This is a genomic window from Bacillus pseudomycoides DSM 12442, assembly GCF_000161455.1.
Taxonomy (GTDB): Bacteria; Bacillota; Bacilli; order Bacillales; family Bacillaceae_G; genus Bacillus_A; species Bacillus_A pseudomycoides.
On record NZ_CM000745.1, the window covers coordinates 2,685,664 to 2,702,954 of the forward strand.

Sequence of the window (17,291 nt, forward strand, 5' to 3'; positions counted from 1 at the left end):
GTGTGAAATATGGACTTAAGTGGTATATATAATTTAATTGAAACAGAAATTAAAGTGATCAAAAGGGAAAAAGATATTATTTGTGTTGCACCATTAGGTGGGGAAGATCATCCTGAAACTATTGTTAAGTTAACTTTTAATGAAGCAAATAATCATTATGAGCTTTTTGAAGTTGTTAGAGGAAAAGAATACAAAGTAGATACATTTTCAGATAAATATAAATCAGCATTGGCTTTATATATTTTTTCGAAAAATAAATTAGAAGTAAGAAAATATGATACAAATGTTCAAAATGAAATCGAGATTGCAACATCAATAAATAATATTCAAAAGATATTCAAAACTTTTTCAGATGAACAGTATCATTCTTTTTTCGAACTTAAGCCAGATAGAATAATTTTAGAAAAAAGCACAAATGATAGATATAATGTTTTATTTTTAGGGAAAAGTGGCTCTAAGATTTATATAGATAGATTTAGGAAATTGAATAGTGCCGCGGTTGTTCTATACAATTTTTCTTTTAAACTAAGCCGATTTTATGATCTTATTAATATGATTGAAGTAAAAACGGATTCTGATTTTATAGAAACTCTAAAAGAATTATATCTTTTGGGTTGAAGAATGCAAATATATATCTTTGAAACTATTGAGTAAGCAACAATCTAAAGCAGGTTGTTGCTTACTCATAGGTAGAGTCAGTCCAGAGGATAATCGTGCACCAGGAAATAAAGATATTGCTTCTGATAATCGAATATAGTCTCATTATCCATTGCAAAATGAATAGGTAAAAGGATGGGCTAAAGAGGGAGGCTTTTTGATTATAAGGAAAAGAAAGCTTCTGTAATACTTCTCCCTTCAAGCTTTGGCCGATCACGTGCAATAATTTCTTCTATGCAGAGGAAACGGAGAAAAAATGAAGGCTTGAATACTGATATACGTTATGAATTTAATGAGATCTATAGGCAAATGATTAAAGCAGGATCAAAAAACGGCACGAAAGGCAATGATTGATGCATATAAATATCTTGATAGTTTAGGAGGATTTGTCAAATGATTAATCTATCCAAGGTTCCAGACTTGATAAAAAAAACGGCAGCAAGTGATATTGAAATCCAAGAAGTAGAAGATCGTATGAAAGTTAAATTCCCCAATGTATATAAGGGTTTATTAAGATGTACAAATGGTTTTTCAATCGGTGGTGGGTTAGTTATTTATGGTACGGAGCATATTGTAGAAAGAAATGAGGTTTGGGAAGTAGATGAATATGCAATTGGGTATATCTCGATTGGTGATGACGGTGGAGGTAATGTTTTTTTAATGTCTCAAGATGCAGAGGGGAAAGAGGTATTAGTTATTGATTCTGGGGATATGAATCCAAACCATGCTACTATAATTACCTCTGATTTTAACAAATGGGTGAATAGTGGTTGTTTAAATGAAATAGAACAGAAAACAATAATTAAGCCATCTGATATTTGTAATATAGTGTTAGCAAAAACTCCTAATGAAGGCTTGACAGATTTAATAAGAATAAAGAACGTATTAGGGATTGAGATTTCCACTGCAGATTTGCTAAAGGGTTCAAAAAATCCTCCTTATATATTAGTAGAGAGATTTCCATATGGTAAGGCAAAAAAACTAATTGAAAAACTAGGAACCAGTGGTACGGTACTGAGTATAGAACCTATTGGTAATAACAATTAATATTAGAGAGTAGGATAGAACAACTTTTTAATTGGTTTAAAGTCCTTCAAAGTTTTTAATTTAAACAACTTTATAGCAGAGTAGATTAGTTTTACAATAAAAATAATGTTAATGAAGAGGATGACTTTTGTACTATCAGAGAAGTAAATCTTGGCCCAAGAGATTTTCTGATAAATAAAAAGGGAGAGTTTGAAAATGATAATAAATGATGTGGTTTTTGGTGAGCTTGAATATACATATGGATGGGTTAAGTATATTACCATTGAATTTTGTGGGAAAGAAGCTGAAATAGCATTGATGGTTAAAGGTGAAGAAGACGGTAAGTTTGATGAAGAACAATATACTGCTTATAACTCATTAGTGCAAAATTGGGAACAATTACAGCAAGGTTTTTTACAAGCGATATTAGACTATTACAAACAAGAGCGTCAAGAACTAGGGTATGATATTGAATTTAATGAAAATTATCCACACATCGAAACAACTGATCAATTACTTGAGATGATAACTTTAGTTGGAATTGTAGTTCCATATGGAGATATTTATGAAGAGCGAGATATTGGGATAACTTTTGATTGTACATGGGACACAGAAAATGGACTAGGGATTCGTCTATTAAATGAAAAAGTAACTGAAGTGGGTTACCAAGACGTTGCCATTTAAATCTTAATCGAAATAGCTATTTCCGTATGCCTACTCCATCAAGTGTAGATAGTGGTTATGCAGAACTTGTCATGCATCTGCCAAAAGATTGGGAAGTATCAACATCTGCTTTGGATAGTGCGAAATACGGTTGGCCCTTGCGCCTTTTACGACAGCTTGGGGAAAATGTACGGCGAAATGGATATGGCTTAGGACAGTGGCTTGTATTTCCGAATCAATCAGAGGGATATTTAAAACAGACGTATGGAGTCCAATTAGGTGAAATGAAGTGGGATCCAAATGCGTCAATTCATCCATATGATAAAGAGACGGGATTTTCTGTTGTTATGATTGTACCGCCGCTGCCACAATGTTCAAGTACATTCAAAATGGAATTTCGTGAGGATGTTAAAAGAATAGAGGGTGACTGGCCAATCTACTTCCATACATTATTACCATTATATAAAGAGGAAATCCATTGTTATTGCAAAGATGGACTTGATACGTTATTACAAAAGTTAATGAAAAATGGTGTTGAAGCGGCATTTGATTTTAATCGAGGGAATACTTGTAAATAAGAGAGAACTCCCTCGTTTTTCTAGTATAAGGGAGGAAAAGTTAGTGACAAAAGATGAAATTGCAAATTTATTAGAAAGTATGTTAGATAAAGAACTAGGGGATTTAGATTCCCCTTCAGCTAATGATTGGGTAAAAATTGAGAAAAAGTTTGGATGTCAATTTCCTAAAGAATTTAAATACTTTATTGAACTAATGTCTGAATATGTCTTTCCAGGAGAGATTTTAAATGTTTCTAGTGGTAAAACGAACGGAAATGCTACTATTGAATTTACTTATGATTATGAAATGAAAGAAGGCTTTTGGAAAAACGAACTAATCCCTTTTTACAGTATAGGTAATGGAGACTACTTTTGTCTTCATTCAAAAGAGTGCCACCAAACGGGAGTTTACTATTATTTTCATGAAGAACATGGTGTAACCAAAGAAGCGGATAATTTTGAAGACTGGTTAAATCAATTACCAACCTATTTGAATTAATATCAAAAAATTGATTTGTATCCTAGAAGTGTATTCTTTTATTAAACTATGGATTTTAGGTAGACTAGAAATGGATAAACAAATGAAAATGGCTATAGTCTATTGTTAAGGATTAACAGATGAGATTTTAGCGGAAAAATAACAGAATCCCATAATACTTCTATAGTGAACATTCGAAGTCAGATTTTTAGTGGTTACTGGAGTTTTGAAAGTGGAGCAATCGCAAAAATATTAAATTTAGATGACTCAACCTTGAGAGATACTCCATATTATCCTTATGATATGGTGCATTATCGAGAAAAATAAATGTAAGAATCCACATTGAAAAACTTTTAAACTGTGGATTTTTTATGCTCAATTAAGCATCATACTAAGTCGGTTTATGAAGTTAGTAAAGGAGTTAAAAGGGCTAAGAGGTGAGATGAAGTAGAAATTCAAGTGGATTTTAACTAAAATACTAAATTTGATTCTGAAGAATTTGTAAGACAGTTTAAAGCTTAAGGAAATATTAAAGGTAAATGAATATTTGAAAAATCGTAAACGACTTCTTGATGAAGATAGCGCAATAGAAAGTAAGACATATTAGCAGACAGCTATACATAATCCAGATTAAGTAACTGGGAGATACGCAGCTAATAGTGGGGCATGTAGGATATTAGTATGAACGCTTTACTATGTTCTCCATCAGGGCATCGAATAGAAACTTTGGATGAAAAAATTCAATAAATATCACCGAACATGATGAGGAACAATTGAAAAGGGGGAATAGTTTTGTATAACTAACTTAAAAATAATGAAGGACTTTGAATTGGAAAAAAGAGTTCCTGAAAGTTTAGTCGAAAAGTATTCTAATGTACTTCCTGAAACGTTAATTAATATTTGGGAAAACTATGGATTTGGAAAGGTTTTAAATGGCTATCTTAGGTTGATTAATCCAGAAGAGTACTTTGAAATTGTTAAAGAAACGTATATTAGAAATCAAAATACAATACCGTTGTTTACGACAAGCATGGGGGATATCCTTTTATTTGAGAAGTATGGTGATAAATCATATATTATTCAATTAAATTATCGTAAAGGAAAATCAAAAGTTATTGCCTCTAAATTCAACCTGTTTTTAAGATTTCTTGAGGAAGAAGAATATTTAGAAGAATATATGGAATGGAATCCCTATTTAGTAGCTATTCAGAATTACGGAATTCCAGCTTATAATGAGTGTTTTGGCTATGTTCCTCTTCTTGGATTAGGGGGCGCAGAAAAAGTAGAGAATCTGCAAAAAGTTAAATTGATCGAGCATATTTATTTAATTACTCAATTTATGGGACCGATTGAATAACTGTTAGGTGTAATGCTATTTTCATAATGAAATGGAAAGTATAGATGTAGAAAATATATAAATAGGGCACTTGAGAGCCTATTTGTATGCCTATAATTAAAGAAGGAGGGTTATAAATATACAACAGATGAACTTGGTAGAATAGTAGAAGTTGAGGCGGGAAATTTAATACTTAAAAAAGGAAAACGGAACAAAGGAATGCAAGTTGCAGCAGGACGGCCGAATAGATTGAAGACTGATGATGGTTTTATTAGTGACTTATATAGGTGACTAATAAGATTGAGCAAATTTTTTTGATTTAAAAAATGTTTTAGACTATAGAAAAAAGTAATAGATTATAAAAAATAGTTGTAGATTGAAAAGGTGTTTTCTGTATATGAAAGCACCTTTTGTTAACATAAAGCCATTGTGTTAACAAACCTTTGAAAATCCCTATAGAAGAAATGAAGACTTCAAGGAAAGACACTTTGACGTTGAAGAAGGTGAATGGTACGATATATAGGAATAATATGGATATGGTGGAAGTAACGAAAACGGTTTTAATCAGTAAAATTTAAAGGGGATAAATTAGTCATGAAAGCAAAGAAACTAGTAGGTGTAGCAATTCCAGTTATGTTATTATTCGGTTGTGGGGTATCGGATAAAACTGAATCTCAGGAAACAAAGACAGAAGAGTCTAAATCCGCTAAAGAAGATGAAAAGAAGTCTTCTGTTAAGAAAGTGAAGGTATCAAAAGAAGACTACACAACTAGGGTAGTTGGACTAGTTGAAGAGTTTGATACTATATTTAAGAAGCATAATGATACAATAGGAGAACTCTTTGACGGCAAGAAAAAGAAATCAGACGTATTAGATTCAATAAAAGAACTGGATGGGGTATTAGATAAGATTGAATCTATAGACCCACCTAAAGAGTATATAGAAGAACAGAAAAACCTTGAAAAAGCGACTGGTTACTTTAGAGAGTCCTCCAAAATAGTAGAAGAAGTGTTTACTAGAAAATCAACTAGAGAAAAAGGCGAAAAGACTGACAAAGAAATGGTTGAAGAGTCAGAGAAGATTCTGAAACAAGGTGACGAATACTGGTATAAAGCAATTAACTCACTTAAAGATAAGAATACAAAAGTCGGTGATGGTACAGTATCGGTTAAAGATATTAAAGACTTAGATAAGAAAGCCGGAATCGACTATGATGCGGTACAGAAGAACGTAATAGATGGTACTGAATTAATTGGTAACTGGGGTGTACAGACTTCTGACGGATTTAAACCATCATTTATCTTAAAAGGTGGAAGTCCTAAAACTTTCGAAGTTTACAATGCAGAAGAGTATCCAAAGAAAACGAACCATATAGAAGGTACATGGGAATATGATAAAGCTAGTTTAACATTAAAACTACATATCACAAAACAAATGTCAAACGGTGTAGAAGCAGAGGTTGTTCAAAAAGACATAGATTATAAAGTTCAAAACTATGATAGAAAGAACTTGCAATTATTCAACGATAAATCATTTAATACAACTAGGTATGTGAAACAAAGTTAATAAATGAAATAATAATTGCTGAAGAAGATATTAAATGAATATAAAATAGTTTGTTAACAGGAGAAAGATAAATATAAAAATTAGAAATCCACCTTTAGTGAAGTACACCCCAATTGTTAGACACAGTCTAACAATTGGAGGTGTTTTTCTTATGGCTAAATTTACAATTGAAGAGAAATTATATATTGTTTCTAAAACGAAAACAAACACCTCAACCAGTGGCTCACTATATATGATAGAAGACATGGGGGATGTTTGTTTTGCTATTTCATTTTTTATTATGTATCTCTTTTTTTAATTCGATTTGTTTTTCTATCTCCTTTTTAGCTCCATCGCTCATTTCATAGATATGAGACCAATATTCCCTTGCAATCGGATCATATTCTACCCTAACCGTGATATCTTTTTGGGAATCCGTGTTTAAATATCCATTAATGGTTAGCGCATGAATTGCATTCGATGGTCTATTTTCTTTCTTGTAGGAACTTGTATGCTTATTAAACGTTTTTTCAACAATTGTTAAATCCAAATTATACTCATTTTTCACATATTGAATCGCTTTCGATTCAGCATTGTTACAGATATTTACCTCTTCCTCAGGAGTAAGAGCTAGCTGCTTTTCTACTTCTACAGCACGTTGGTTATCTTTAGATAGACTCATAACACCTGTATTTTCTTTTGAATCATAATCTACCAGCCACTTTTTATCTTTGTAGTATGCTTCGACAGAAGATTCACATGAAAAGCCACTGCCTCTACCATTTTGTTTAGCACAGTTTAATAACTCAAAATGAATGTTTATTTTGGGATATACAGGACTTCCTGAACCTTCATTCGATTGCAGTACACTTTCCCTTGTCACATATGTAATCTGAATGGGACCATTATTTTTTTCAATCGCTTGTTTTATTTTTTCTTCAATACGTTGATCATGAACCTGCTTCGTGAATATGTAGTTCTCCTCATAAAAACCATAAATTTTTAAAGGAAGAAATAAAGCAAGCCCTAAAACAAAACAAGAAAGTGCATAATAAGCCAACATTCGCTCTGAAGTGTATATACGGAAACAGGAAAGTACAACGCGAATATATACTAAAGGCAAAGCAATATAAAAAATAGGCACGGAAAAGTAACATGTAAAGGCTGTTATTAGAGCGATCTCCCCGAGCAACTTGATATATTGCGGAATCCCCATACTGTATGCCGCTAGAATCAAAAACCAAATGTAACTTGTTGATACAAGAAAAGCAATTCTATAATATTTCTTACTTCTTGTTTTTTTCTCTTCCATTTTCCCACCATCTTTGCAAAATTGAACTTCTAATTTCCATCCTTACTTTAAACAAAGGTTTTGTTTAAATTCAGTTTCTCAAATATACAAAGTAAATACAAGAACAAACTCCATTCATTAAATTGGTTTCATACCTCATCTGAAAATGATATGATTGCATTGTCAATATTATCTAATTATTCAAATGTATTATAAGGGAATGAAAAAGAGGAGGAGAAATCATGGGTTTTTTCAATAGATTTTTTAAGAAAGTGGAACAAGTAAACAATAATGAGGCAACCCTCAATGAATTAAATGAAGAATTGTATGTTGAATCCCCATTAGAAGAAGCCAATAGCTATTGGGTCTCAATTGCACAAAATTTAATTATCAATACTGTAAAAGCTGCTGACAATAATGTGGAACGTGCTTTTATATTGCTTAATTTGAAAAATGGTGAGGCTTCATTTGATATTTTTTATCAAATGAACGGGCAATTGTATTTTTGGGATCAGTTAGAAAATCAGACGATTAAAAATAGAATTAAGAATGAGTTGTTACCACAAGCTTCGGAAGTTTCAGATGCAGTAAATCGACAATTTTATGAAGCGGACCATCCTACAATTTCGTTTGCAGAACTGCAATTTGAATGGGAAACAAAGGCCTGGTTTTCACACATCATCTGGGAAGACGACCCTGCCTCACAATTACCAAAAGCTCAAATATTAAACAAATGGTTCAGCATAATCAAAAAGGAAACCCAGGATACACCACTTGATAGTGATACAAAATTTTCTTGGTATCCATCAATCTCTTAAAAATCTAACAGTATTTAGCTAGATAAGGAATAGGCGTGATAGAAATGGCTGGCAGTAGGACGCTCACTGATTAATGTTTTACTTTCTACACGATAATTGTTAATTGACGAAAAATTAATAATAAAATGAATTACATTGGATAATTTGTTTTGATACATAGAATTCAAGGGGGATTATTATGAAGCCAACATTTTTTGCCCAAAATAGAGAACGATTAACGAGAACATTGCCAGATGAATCGATTACTATTTTATTTGCCGGACAGGCACCACATATGTCAGCTGATGCACACTATAAATTTGTGCCGAATCGAAATTTTTACTATTTAACGGGAATCGATGAGCCAAATGTTATTTTTATTTTAAAAAAGTTTGGAGATAGTGTAGAAGAAACTCTTTTCATTGAAAAACCAGATCCAGTGCTTGAAAAATGGGTTGGTAAAACCGTTTCGAAAGAAGAAGCAGAAAATATTTCTGGTATTAAGAAGGTTGTATATATAGAAAGTTTTGAAGTAACAATTGCGAATACACTTTTCGCAGAAAATGTGAAACATGTGTATTTAGATTTAGAACGTCGTAATTGGAAAGGTACTGAGACGAAGGCGCTAGCATTTGCGAAGCACGTAAGAGAACAGTATCCTCATCTTTCAATTGGGAATGTCTATCCGAACATTTGTGAATTACGAGTGTTCAAAACAGATGAAGAAATTAAAAAAATAAAAGAAGCAATTGAGGTTACTCGAGAGGGTATTTATAATGTGCTGAAACAAGCGAAAGCAGGCATAATGGAATATGAATTAGAAGCGCATTTTGATTTCACATTAAAATCGTCTGGTATTAAATATCATGCATTCGATACAATTTTGGCGAGTGGTAAAAATGCTACTGTGCTGCATTATGAAGATAATGATGCAAAAGTGCAACAAGGTGATTTAGTACTGCTCGATTTAGGTGCTCAAAAAGACTACTACAATGCTGATATTAGTTACACATTCCCAGCTAGTGGAACATTCTCTAATCGCCAAAAACAAATATATAATATTGTATTAAAGGCATTAAAAGAAACGACTGAACTTATAAAGCCAGGATTAAAATTCGCCGCATTAAATGAACATACAAAAAAAGTACTGGCAGAAGAGTGTAAAGAAATTGGTTTAATTCAAGAAGATGAGGAACTATCTAAATATTATTATCATGGTGTGAGCCATTTCCTCGGTTTAGATACTCATGATGTAGGAACATACAAAGATAGAGTATTAGAAGAAGGTATGGTCATTACGATAGAACCAGGTTTGTATATTGAAGAAGAATCAATTGGAATTCGTATTGAAGATGATATTCTTGTCACAAAGGACGGGTATGAAAATTTGTCAAAAGATATCATTAGAACGGTTGAAGAGATTGAAGAGTTTATGAGAGAAACTAATGAAAACGTTAAGGAAAGACAAGTTGTTACAAAATAGTAAATGTAAAAGACGCTCAATTTTTGGGCGTCTTTTTATTTTGTTCATTTGGCATCTCCATATTTTCTCGAAAATCGTCTTATATAATAATCTTGAAAAAGCAAAAGGAGGGATTTTCCATGAAGAGATTTGTATTAACAGCAGTTACAGTCTCCGTAATATCTTTAATTGCTGCATGTTCTGCGATCACAAATACAACAAATGATTATAAAAATATGAATGATAAAAAAACAGCACAGACTGAAACGGCTACAAAACCATTGAAAGTTGTAAAAGGATCAGAAGTTACTTTAATAGCGAAAGAAGAAAAACAAAAGCTAAGTAACGGTGTTATTGTTCCAGTCTGGACATTTAATGGTTCATCTCCTGGACCAGAGATTAGGGTGAAAAAAGGTGAAAAGGTTAAAGTGACATTAAAAAATGAATTATCTGCACCAGTATCTATTCATTGGCATGGGTATCCTGTCCCAAATAACATGGATGGAATTCCAGGTGTGACACAAGATGCGGTTGAATCTGGAAAAAGTTTCACCTATGAATTTAAAGTGAACGTACCAGGAACGTATTGGTATCATTCGCATCAAGATTCTGTAAATCAACTAGATAGAGGCTTGTATGGTGCTCTCGTTGTAGAAGATACAAATGAAAAGTATGATAAAGATTACACATTAATGTTAGATGAATGGGTAACAGATAAAAAAGAAATCGATAAGCAGTTAAAAGAAATGACAAAAGGGAAAACAGAAAAAGCAGACGGTAATAAATCTAGTATGGATAATAAAAATACGAAAAAGAATGATGATATGAAAGGAATGGATCATGGGAATATGAGGATGAAAGGTCATGATATGAGCATGTATGACTTATTCACAATCAATGGTAAAAGCGGGGATTTAGTGGAGCCATTAAAAGTGAACAAGGGAGACAAAGTTCGACTTCGACTAGTTAATGCTGGTTACCTATCACATGATATCCATGTTCATGGTCATGATATTAAAGTAATTGCGACAGATGGCCAACCAATTAATGATCCAAAAGTTATTAGGGACAAAGTAATTTCAATTGCACCAGGTGAACGTTATGATGTTGAATTTACTGCTAACAACCCTGGGAAATGGTATGTTGAGGACCATTCAGAAGATAAAGGTGCAAAAGGAATGAAAGCTGTTATTGAATATGATGGCAGCAAAGAGATGAAAGACAAGGCAAATGAAAAAGAAAAACTACCAAAATTAGATATGACGAAATATGGTGCTAAAAAATTAGGTGATTTCACGTTAGACCAGCAGTTTACTGTCACATATAATATGGACTTGAATACTCAAATGAATGGAAATGAAATGGTATATACAATTAACGGTAAAGTATTTCCGGATATCGACCCAATTCCAGTGAAAAAGGGTGACTTAGTAAAAGTAAAATTAGTAAATCGCTCTAAAACAGATGATCACCCGATGCATTTACACGGTCATTTCTTCCAAGTATTAAGTAAAGATGGAAAAAGGATAGAAGGTTCTCCAATTGTTAAAGATACTTTGAACTTGAAACCTGGAGAAGAATATGAAGTAGCCTTTGTAGCAGATAATCCGGGGGAATGGATGTTCCACTGTCATGATTTACACCATGCTTCAGCAGGGATGGTAACAGAAGTGAAATATACAGATTACAAATCTGATTATGTTCCAAACTCTAACATTCCAAATAAGCCAGAATAATATAAAATTCATGTAGTTCATAATAATATAAAGCAGTTATCTTATGGATAGCTGCTTTATTAATTTTGGTTGCTAGTGTTAATGCATATGTTGATCATGCCCGGATGAAGGTGGAGGAGTATGATCTGGGAATGTTACGAATACCTTTCTATAGGTATTATGTTAGAAATTGATAAGAATACATTTAATATTCTTGTAAATTTAGTAGAGAAGAAGGGAACTCTCAAAACAGTATTTGGTTATTTGAAAAACCATTTAAAAGTCTTGTTAATGTCATTATGTGCAAAGATGATACAAAAGCTAGTAAACTCATGGAGAAATACTTGATAGAAGAATGGTATGCTGGGCATAAAGACATGGGGTGGTATGATTGTCATAAACATCATGAAAAACTATATTTTGGCTATTGGATTTTTGAAAGTGGAGCAATTGTAAAAATTTTAGAATTGGATGATAGTATATTAAAAAATGTTCCTTATTATCCGTATGATATGGTGCATTTTAAAGCTAAATAGCTTGATTCTCCAATATAAAGCATGATGATATATTTTTCTATTTTTCGGTCGTTTAATTAGGTAAAATTAGTAAGTTTCCAAATGAAGCAGAATTAGCTTCCTTCAAAGGCTATACCAGTTGAGTTGGAAACGGTACATTGGCAGGAAAGCAAGGCGGTGGACCAGGAAAGGTTACCGAATGAGTCAATAAGTATCATGTAGACAGCAGTAAGAAAATCAATGATGAGATTAAGGTGGAGAGGCTTCGCTTGCGGAGAGGGTAAGAAAAACTGATAAAGGAATATCCTTAGAAGAGGTAAAGCCAGACGTACTTAAACAGATACAGGCTGACGAGGTTTAATTTGAGAAGGTTAAATGCTATGGAGTGATTTTAATAACTGTTATTGTAAACATATAAACGGGTTATAAAGCTAATGGTTCTAAAATTAAAAATAAAAAAGAACATCTTTTTTATCAAGATGTTCTTTTTTTTCATATATCTAAATTAATTCTTTTGTTATATTATTTCGCTTCATCTTCAGGAATTAAAAAGCTTATATCATACTCATCTAACTTCTCAAGTAATGTTTCTCCGTCGATTTTCAATAAATTCATATGAATATTAAATGGTATAAATCCAGCGCGCTTATTAACTCGATACAGTCGTTGTCCTTTTGAAGGTATAGAGGCAATATATCGATCTTCAACATCATCTTCCATCACAAATCCTAAATACTTTTGCCCTTGGATTGCATAAGGTAAAACGCCTAATACATCCTCCAAAGCAATTTTCACAGGATATTTTGGATTGTTAATAATTGTAATGTATTCTTGTTCTAAAATGATGGCTGGTTTTTTCGTAAGCATTTTTTGGATAACTTTCCAAAGAGCAATTAGTACAACGAATGCAAGAGCTCCAAATAAAAATCCAACTATGAAATTAGGCTCCTCAGACGAAAATGCATACATAACAATAAAGAGAAACATCACTTCAACTACCGAAGTCAAAAAAAATAATCCGACTACTTTTCTCTTTGACTCATAAATATCATATTTTCTCATACGATTCCCCCACTCATATAAATCCATCTTGATTTTCCAACATATTCGTCATCGCTATGCAGAACCAAAAGCAAAATGCCTATCCTATATAAATTGAAAAGTTTATGTGCCTTTTCAATTTATATATAATCTATTTCGCCCAACAGGACTGCAACATACAACACACATTCTCAAAGCGGCGATGTTTTAAATCTTCATTTGAAATCCAAAAATATAACATTCTACTTTCCGGTAAACCATTTTGCGTGTTTGTTCGTTGTGCAATTCTTCTAAATTTAATTGAGTGATAAAATGAAGGGGATGCTCTTTATATGTAGGATACATAAATAATACGGGTAAATTAAGAGCTCTCCCCATTTTCGAACAACCTATCGGTAATGCTTCCTCATGTCTTGGCACAACTTTTATACATTTACAAACATCGCCAATAGCTCTTCTTTCATATGTTAGTTGATATTTGCCAATCAATGCCTCCATACGTTTTTTCATAAAAACTTATAATTTAAAAAATTAGTACCTATACATCATACCATGAAAACGCTCATCACTTACTTTGTTTATCTTTATATCAAATTTTTAATGATCGTTTTAAAGAAACGTATGTTCGTATTCGGGTTGATATGATATACTAATAATGTAAATATATTCCGTGTTTTTATATCTGGAATTTCAGATATGCGAGAGAATAGGTTATATCATATGTATATGATATAACGATGAATTTATAAAAGAACTAGGGAGGCAGAGAGGATGGCAGTCAGTACATATCAGTTGTTTCAACACCTTAATATGACAGGAGCACAAGAAGAATTAGCATTGCGTTACTTGCAGACGAGAGATGAAGAAGTTTTAAAGCATATAGAACAAACGACCATTCGCGAAAATAAGCGTAGTGATTTTGCTTGGCAGTTCATGAATGACTTTAGGAAAACATATAAGAAAGATCCAGTGTTTTTTCGGTTATTCTATCATTTACTTGAGGATCAATTGTTGAATGTTCTTCTCGTGCGTTTTTCATATATGAGTTTTCCAGATATAAAGGTTTATTTCGAAAAAAGCGGTCTTTCATTCGATAGACTTGTAGTATTTGCTTGTAAGTATTTAACGAATCTTTCGCGTTCTGTAAATGAAGCGGATGTTTTTCTTAGACAATTAATAAGGGAGAATCCGAAGTATATAGAAGAACAGTTGCAAGTTATAACAGGTCAGCAAAAATTACTTTTGCTTCTAGTTATGTTAGATGCAGATTATGAGAGATTTCTTCCCTATCGTTCTTTACTGGAAGAAGAATTGGAAGAGCATGCGGAGTATATATTGAGGTTAAGTGGAGCGGAAGAGAAGATTGAAGCAGCTCAAAGGTACGTTCGAGGTGAAGCTGTTAGTAAAGTATTTGCTGGGTCATCTTTACCTGACTTTACTTGGCAGCAAATTTTTCGTATGTATCCGCATTCGGATGTTGCAAGAAGATATATGGAATTGTTAGTGAAATGCTCTGTAAAAAATTTTATGAATTATGCAATTTCACATGTCAGCCATACTCTTGAACAGTCTGGAAATTACAAAAAAACAAAAAGTTTTTATGCACAATTGTATGAAACAACTCGAGATTTGTGTGAACAATTCGGTATTTCAGAGGAAAGATTTTTTGCATATCGCCTTACGCAGCATCATTTAGGTGTTGTTGATTTTGATCGCGTATATGAATATCAATTGTTGCTTCGAATGGTGGAAGAACAACCGGAATTTGTGCAGCGTACACTGCAATATTTAAGTCAAAGTCATTACCTTTTCGTATCAATGCTTTTAGCGGAAAAAGGGTACGAGCTACATAGAAACAAAGTACGTGAAGAGTTTTTAACGGTTGTCCTTCAAACGAAATCATCTGACATACGTGGTACATATCGTGACTATCTATTAGGCACTTTATCATTTGAGGATATGAAGCAATGGTTCGAAAGCTCGAAGTTTAGAAATAATTACTGGAGAATGCCTGTTTTAGAAATTGCATTACTTTGGGATATAGAGGAAGCAGCAAAGAGGGAAGCCACTCTTACGCTTCAACTTGGGAAAGGGTATAACTATAGTTTATATGAACTTCTGCAGCGGTATGCTGCTATGGAGAACTCGCCAGAACAGGTGCTGGAAGATCTGCTTACCTACGGTTTATCGATGGAGAAGCTCGTTTCTTATTCCATTGAACAAGCTTCCGGGCATAGTGAGAAGCGAGATAAGGCGACGGAGGCACTCGTTCGTTTGTTTGTAAAAGAACGAGCGTATGTGAAAGGTGAATTTCCTGAGTATTCTGCAGATGAACGGATTTTTATTTTGGATGAGTTGGCAAAGGATAACGCAGTTCAGACGCGTGATCTTCTCATTCAAAGTCTTGGGGATTCCTCTAAAAAGGTACGTACCGCTGCAGTTGAACTTCTTACAAAAGATACGGAAGCTGCAGAAGATGTAGCAAAGGAATTAAATCATAAAAAGAAAGTTGTTCGCGAAAATGCAATGCAAACACTTTTATATTATAAAACTGACAAATATACAAAGCTTGTACAGGAAGCTTTACAAGAAAAGAAAAACGCTTCTTTGACGGAGAAGTTTGCCCCATTGCTTGGTGACGGGGAATTAGAAGGAGCATCAGGAAGTATAGAAGCTCTTTGCACGCGTATTTTAACGCCGCAAAAAAGGAATGCACTTGTGCAGTGGATCGGATTTGAACCGCAAATTCGTCTCCGCGATTCCGATACCATTGCAGATGCAATGATTCCTCTTGCATATTTTCAGCAGTACGTATCAGATTCTGTTATTGAGAAGAAGGAAGTAGCAGAAGCAATAAGCGCTGCTCTTAACGAACAAGATTTGAAGGAAAATATACAAGCGATCTATCAGCTTTGGGTTTCTCAAGGCGCGGAATCGAAGAAACGCGGTATTCTTTCGTTGTACGGTATTTACAGTGATGATGAAATGGCGATGCAACTCAAAAAGCAGATTGATGAGTGGGCGCTTGGTATGCGCGGAGCGATTGCTGCTGCAGCTGTTCAGGCGCTAGCGTTGTCCCAATCACATATTGGGCTAATGTCTATCCATGCGATGGCATTTAAGTATAAACATAAGCAAGTGCGTAATGCTGCGAAAGAAGCGCTGAGTCTCGCTGCTAAAACGCGTGGTATTACAGAAGAAGAGCTAGAAGATCAGCTTGTCCCAGACCTTGGGTTTAATAAGCGCGGTGAAAAGACAATTGATTACGGCAGCAGAACATTTACTGCCTATTTAACTCCAAACTTGAAAATTGAGCTAAAAACGGGAGAAGGAAAACGAATAAAGTCGCTTCCGAAACCAAATGCAAAAGATGATGCGGAAAAAGCTGAGGAGGCTAAGGCGGAGTTATCCTCTATAAAGAAGCAGCTCCGAACTATGATTACGATGCAAACGCAGCGTCTTGAAACAGCACTTTCTCTGAATCGCTATTGGTCACAAAATACATGGAAGTCTCTGTTTGTAGAAAATCCAATTCTGCAGCAGTTTGCTATCTCCCTTATTTGGGGTGAGTATAAGGAAGGAAAGTTGCTTGCGATGTTCCGCTATATGGAGGATGGCACGTTTAATACGATTGAAGAAGAAGAGCATGAACTTACGCCAGACACTGTTATCGGTCTAATTCATCCGTTAGAATTGTCCGAGGACGAAAGGGAATTATGGAAGGAACAGCTAGAAGATTATGAGGTTACTCAGCCATTTCCGCAAATTGACCGCGAAGTATTTCAGGTTGAGGAGAATGAGGAAGTCACTGTGGAAAGGTTTGCTGGTATCCAGATCAATGGCCGTTCGCTGTTTGGTAAGATGACGAAGTACGGCTGGAGTCGTGGATCGGTTCAAGATGCCGGTGTATATTATACATTCTATAAAGAAGATACTCGCGCCGGACTAGGGGCGGAGCTTGCGTTTGAAGGGGCACCGGTTGGATATGAAGGTGAGGAGGATGTGTGCGTTTTTGAAATTCAATTTTACAAAGCAGGCACGGTGAGCCGCGGTTCATATGACTACGACGAAATTGATCATGAGAGACGCGTTTTACCGAAGCAAGTATCGGAACGCTTTTTCAGTGAAATTTTATATGATATAAAACGGGCAACAGAATCGAATCTTGGCCGTGATGAAAACTGGCGCAGCAAGCGATAAGAAAGGAA

17 protein-coding genes and 2 pseudogenes are annotated in these 17,291 nt (G+C 34.0%); 16 read left to right on the forward strand and 3 right to left on the reverse strand.

Going from position 1 to position 17,291, the window contains the following annotated elements; all coding sequences use genetic code 11:
* Positions 1-9: 9 nt before the first annotated feature.
* The 10 genes and pseudogenes from BPMYX0001_RS13535 to BPMYX0001_RS13565 all read left to right on the forward strand — a co-directional run bounded on the left by BPMYX0001_RS13535 (position 10) and on the right by BPMYX0001_RS13565 (position 6,283).
* Positions 10-618 carry a hypothetical protein gene (locus tag BPMYX0001_RS13535; RefSeq protein WP_006095368.1) on the forward strand — a complete coding sequence of 203 codons (609 nt, stop codon included), beginning with the start codon at positions 10-12 and terminating at the stop codon, positions 616-618.
* Between the two features lie 225 nt (positions 619-843).
* Positions 844-1,011 (forward strand): hypothetical protein, encoded by a 168-nt coding sequence (locus BPMYX0001_RS32670; RefSeq protein WP_176134303.1) that lies wholly within the window; start codon positions 844-846, stop codon positions 1,009-1,011.
* Positions 1,012-1,050: 39 nt separating this feature from the next.
* Entirely contained in the window at positions 1,051-1,704 is a 654-nt protein-coding gene (locus BPMYX0001_RS13540; RefSeq protein WP_006095369.1) for an SMI1/KNR4 family protein, read from the forward strand.
* 195 nt (positions 1,705-1,899) lie between these two features.
* Positions 1,900-2,367, forward strand: coding sequence for a DUF2004 domain-containing protein (locus BPMYX0001_RS13545; RefSeq protein WP_006095370.1), 468 nt, complete (start codon positions 1,900-1,902; stop codon positions 2,365-2,367).
* Positions 2,368-2,393: 26 nt separating this feature from the next.
* Positions 2,394-2,924 (forward strand): suppressor of fused domain protein, encoded by a 531-nt coding sequence (locus tag BPMYX0001_RS13550; RefSeq protein ID WP_006095371.1) that lies wholly within the window; start codon positions 2,394-2,396, stop codon positions 2,922-2,924.
* 43 nt (positions 2,925-2,967) lie between these two features.
* Positions 2,968-3,402: an SMI1/KNR4 family protein gene (locus tag BPMYX0001_RS13555; RefSeq protein ID WP_006095372.1), complete on the forward strand. Its 435-nt coding sequence runs from the start codon at positions 2,968-2,970 to the stop codon at positions 3,400-3,402.
* A 174-nt stretch (positions 3,403-3,576) separates the two neighbouring features.
* Positions 3,577-3,708, forward strand: a pseudogene (locus BPMYX0001_RS30880) (PoNe immunity protein domain-containing protein); the annotation flags it as partial.
* A gap of 487 nt (positions 3,709-4,195) precedes the next feature.
* On the forward strand, positions 4,196-4,738 hold the full coding sequence (locus BPMYX0001_RS13560; RefSeq protein ID WP_006095373.1) for a T6SS immunity protein Tdi1 domain-containing protein: 543 nt from the start codon (positions 4,196-4,198) through the stop codon (positions 4,736-4,738).
* 96 nt (positions 4,739-4,834) lie between these two features.
* Positions 4,835-4,984: pseudogene (locus BPMYX0001_RS34945) on the forward strand (DNA/RNA non-specific endonuclease); the annotation flags it as partial.
* Between the two features lie 327 nt (positions 4,985-5,311).
* On the forward strand, positions 5,312-6,283 hold the full coding sequence (locus tag BPMYX0001_RS13565) for a DUF3994 domain-containing protein (protein ID WP_006095374.1): 972 nt from the start codon (positions 5,312-5,314) through the stop codon (positions 6,281-6,283).
* A 268-nt stretch (positions 6,284-6,551) separates the two neighbouring features.
* Here the strand turns inward: BPMYX0001_RS13565 and BPMYX0001_RS13570 are convergent, their stop codons facing one another.
* On the reverse strand, positions 6,552-7,574 hold the full coding sequence (locus tag BPMYX0001_RS13570; RefSeq protein WP_006095375.1) for a hypothetical protein: 1,023 nt from the start codon (positions 7,572-7,574) through the stop codon (positions 6,552-6,554).
* A gap of 221 nt (positions 7,575-7,795) precedes the next feature.
* Here BPMYX0001_RS13570 and BPMYX0001_RS13575 point away from each other — a divergent pair, with 221 nt between their 5' ends.
* From BPMYX0001_RS13575 to BPMYX0001_RS32675, 5 genes are all read left to right on the forward strand, one after another.
* Positions 7,796-8,371 carry a hypothetical protein gene (locus tag BPMYX0001_RS13575; protein ID WP_006095376.1) on the forward strand — a complete coding sequence of 192 codons (576 nt, stop codon included), beginning with the start codon at positions 7,796-7,798 and terminating at the stop codon, positions 8,369-8,371.
* A gap of 178 nt (positions 8,372-8,549) precedes the next feature.
* On the forward strand, positions 8,550-9,833 hold the full coding sequence (locus tag BPMYX0001_RS13580) for an aminopeptidase P family protein (protein ID WP_006095377.1): 1,284 nt from the start codon (positions 8,550-8,552) through the stop codon (positions 9,831-9,833).
* A gap of 119 nt (positions 9,834-9,952) precedes the next feature.
* Positions 9,953-11,548 (forward strand): multicopper oxidase family protein, encoded by a 1,596-nt coding sequence (locus BPMYX0001_RS13585; RefSeq protein WP_033798981.1) that lies wholly within the window; start codon positions 9,953-9,955, stop codon positions 11,546-11,548.
* A 120-nt stretch (positions 11,549-11,668) separates the two neighbouring features.
* Positions 11,669-11,875 carry a hypothetical protein gene (locus BPMYX0001_RS34075; RefSeq protein WP_033798982.1) on the forward strand — a complete coding sequence of 69 codons (207 nt, stop codon included), beginning with the start codon at positions 11,669-11,671 and terminating at the stop codon, positions 11,873-11,875.
* Positions 11,824-12,063 carry a PoNe immunity protein domain-containing protein gene (locus tag BPMYX0001_RS32675; RefSeq protein WP_255291956.1) on the forward strand — a complete coding sequence of 80 codons (240 nt, stop codon included), beginning with the start codon at positions 11,824-11,826 and terminating at the stop codon, positions 12,061-12,063. Before BPMYX0001_RS34075 ends, BPMYX0001_RS32675 begins: the two co-directional genes overlap by 52 nt.
* Positions 12,064-12,564: 501 nt before the next feature.
* Here BPMYX0001_RS32675 and BPMYX0001_RS13600 read toward each other — a convergent pair.
* Both BPMYX0001_RS13600 and BPMYX0001_RS13605 read right to left on the reverse strand, forming a co-directional pair.
* Positions 12,565-13,104: an STM3941 family protein gene (locus BPMYX0001_RS13600; RefSeq protein WP_033798983.1), complete on the reverse strand. Its 540-nt coding sequence runs from the start codon at positions 13,102-13,104 to the stop codon at positions 12,565-12,567.
* Between the two features lie 186 nt (positions 13,105-13,290).
* A complete protein-coding gene (locus BPMYX0001_RS13605) occupies positions 13,291-13,593 on the reverse strand; it encodes a hypothetical protein (RefSeq protein WP_003202614.1) in 303 nt (100 codons plus the stop codon).
* A gap of 261 nt (positions 13,594-13,854) precedes the next feature.
* Here BPMYX0001_RS13605 and BPMYX0001_RS13610 point away from each other — a divergent pair, with 261 nt between their 5' ends.
* Positions 13,855-17,283: a DUF4132 domain-containing protein gene (locus BPMYX0001_RS13610; protein WP_033798984.1), complete on the forward strand. Its 3,429-nt coding sequence runs from the start codon at positions 13,855-13,857 to the stop codon at positions 17,281-17,283.
* The last annotated feature ends 8 nt before the right edge of the window (positions 17,284-17,291 follow it).